Annotated in this window: 2 protein-coding genes and 1 pseudogene; 1 reads left to right on the top strand and 2 read right to left on the bottom strand. The window is 49.7% G+C overall.

Annotated elements, in window-relative coordinates; translation table 11 throughout:
* Positions 1-834, bottom strand: an 834-nt coding sequence (locus WBV75_RS05400; protein ID WP_424119623.1) for an MATE family efflux transporter, incomplete at its 3' end; no start/stop codon positions are given.
* Positions 835-902: 68 nt separating this feature from the next.
* Positions 903-1,685 (bottom strand): nucleoside triphosphate pyrophosphohydrolase, encoded by a 783-nt coding sequence (gene mazG / locus WBV75_RS05395; protein ID WP_424119622.1) that lies wholly within the window; start codon positions 1,683-1,685, stop codon positions 903-905.
* 72 nt (positions 1,686-1,757) lie between these two features.
* Between mazG and WBV75_RS05390 the strand changes: the two are divergent.
* A pseudogene (locus WBV75_RS05390) lies at positions 1,758-2,363 on the top strand (D-aminoacylase); the annotation flags it as partial.

Raw genomic sequence — 2,363 nt, 5'->3', positions numbered from 1 at the left:
ATTGAGTGCTATTTGATTCGCAGCCTGGGGATTTTTTCCCAAAACGCCACTCATCCAAATGGCAGCGGTAAAAATGGCTACTTCAAAAAACATTTGGAGGGCTGAGGGAAATCCTAAATCTGCAATTTTTCGGAGTAGTTGTTTTTTGACCTGCCGGAACCTTAGGTTTTCAATAAACGCTTTAAAGAAAGGGCGTTGCTTAAAAATCCACCAAAGAAAAAGGACCATAAAAACACGGGAAACAAGGGTGCCAATGGCCGCCCCAACGATTCCAAGCTTCGGAAACCCGAAGGACCCGAAAATCAAGAGGTAATTCAAAACAACATTAATCACATTGGCCAGGATTGTGGCATACATGGGATAACGCGTCTTGGAAAGGCCTTCGGAGAATTGTTTCAGGGCCTGAAAAATTATCAGTGGAATCAGGGAGAAAGCGACCAGATCGAGATAGGGCCCAGCCAGGACGACTACCTCTTCCGGTTGATCCATAACAGACATCAGCGGTTTACTCAGCCATACGAGGCCAAAAAGCGCCACCCCCAGCACGGTGCAAAGTACCAGCCCATTTTGCAGTACGCCCCTGGCCTCAAGCGCATCCCCTGCCCCTTCCGCCTCGGCGACCAGTGGCGTTATGGCCGTAGAGAATCCAATCCCCAAAGACATGGCGATAAAAACGAAGCTATTCCCGAGGGAAACCGCGGCCAGTTCTGCGGTCCCCAACTGACCGACCATGATATTATCCGCAAAGGCCACAAAGCTATGCCCCAGCATCCCGAGGATTACCGGGCTGGCCAATCGAATATTGTATCGGAATTCACGGGTATACTGTTTCACGTAAGGAGCAGTTGAACTGTTTTCGGACTCCGGACAGGGGGATCCATTCGTTTATACTTTGAGCAGATTCAGGAGTGCTCAAAGGACTTAGCCGCTTCCCAGAACTGGTCCATTTCCGCAAGGGACATATCAGAAAGTGATTTTCCCGCATCCGCAGCCCGGGCCTCGAGATACTTAAACCGGTTTATAAACTTCTTATTGGTCCGTTCCAGGGCATTTTCGGGGTTGATTCCCAAAAACCTGGAATAATTGACCAGGGAGAACAAAACATCCCCGAGCTCAGACTCTATTTTTTCGACAGCCCCACCGTCCAATTCCCTTTCCAGTTCCCCGATCTCCTCTTTAACTTTCTCGAGAACCTGCTCGGGCCGCTCCCAGTCAAAACCGACTCCCGCCACCTTTTCCTGAATGCGATTTGCCTTGACCAGGGCAGGCAGACTTTGAGGGACGCCCTCCAGGACACTTTTCTTGCCTTCGCTCAGTTTGATCTTCTCCCAATTGGCCTTCACTTCCTCTTCCCCGCTTACGCTTGTATCTCCATAAATATGAGGATGCCTGCGTATAAGTTTTTCGGAAATGTCCGTGGCCACATCAGCCATATCAAAAGCTTCGGTTTCCGAACCTATTTTGGCATAAAAGACAATATGCAGCAACAAATCGCCCAGCTCCTTTTTAACTTCTTCCAGGTCCCTTTCCAAAATAGCATCTCCGAGTTCATAGGTCTCTTCAATGGTCAGGTGGCGGAGGGATTCCATGGTTTGTTTTTTATCCCAGGGGCATTGGGCCCGTAATTCATCCATGATGGTGAGCAGACGATCAAATGCGGCTAATTGCTGGGCTCTGGAATTCATTTTTTGAAAATTTGGCTAAAGGTACAAATACAGGGTTTTGGCACGCAGTGGAATTTGACTTAATTTTAAAGGATGTCAATCCCCAAAAACCAAACCATGCGACTTCCCTTTTTAGTATTCCTCCTGCTTGTGGTGGCCTGTAGCCCACCCGAAAACTTCGATGTCATTATTCGGGGGGGTACCGTGCTGGATGGGAGTGGTACTCCCGGATATCCGGCCGACCTGGGCATTCGTGCAGACACCATTGCCTTTATCGGGGATTTGTCTGCAGCACAATCACCGGTCGAAATCGATGCCACGGGAAAACACGTAGCTCCCGGGTTTATCAACATGCTCAGCTGGGCCAACGTGTCCCTCCTGGTGGACGGCCGATCCCAAAGTGATATCCGACAGGGCGTAACCCTGGAGGTCATGGGAGAAGGGCGTTCGATGGGGCCCCTGAATGATGTCATGAAAAAAAGGATGCGGGAAGGACAACAGGATTATTCCTTCGAAGTAGCATGGTCCACCCTGGGAGAGTATTTGGAATACCTCGAAGAAAAAGGCGTTTCCACCAACTTTACCTCCTTTGTGGGAAACGGGACCCTCCGGGAATACGTCATGGGTTATGAAAACAGGCCTCCTACCACAGCCGAAATGGCGAAGATGAAAGAATTGGCGCGGGAAGCTATGGAAGAG

Source organism: Robiginitalea sp. (genome assembly GCF_049588695.1).
In the GTDB taxonomy this organism is placed as follows: domain Bacteria; phylum Bacteroidota; class Bacteroidia; order Flavobacteriales; family Flavobacteriaceae; genus Robiginitalea.
This window is presented reverse-complemented; position numbering and strand designations above follow the sequence as displayed.

Excerpts from the sequence above, each read along its gene's own strand:
- mazG (WP_424119622.1), bottom strand. The coding sequence starts at position 1,685 with ATGAATTCCAGAGCCCAGCAATTAGCCGCATTTGATCGTCTGCTCACC.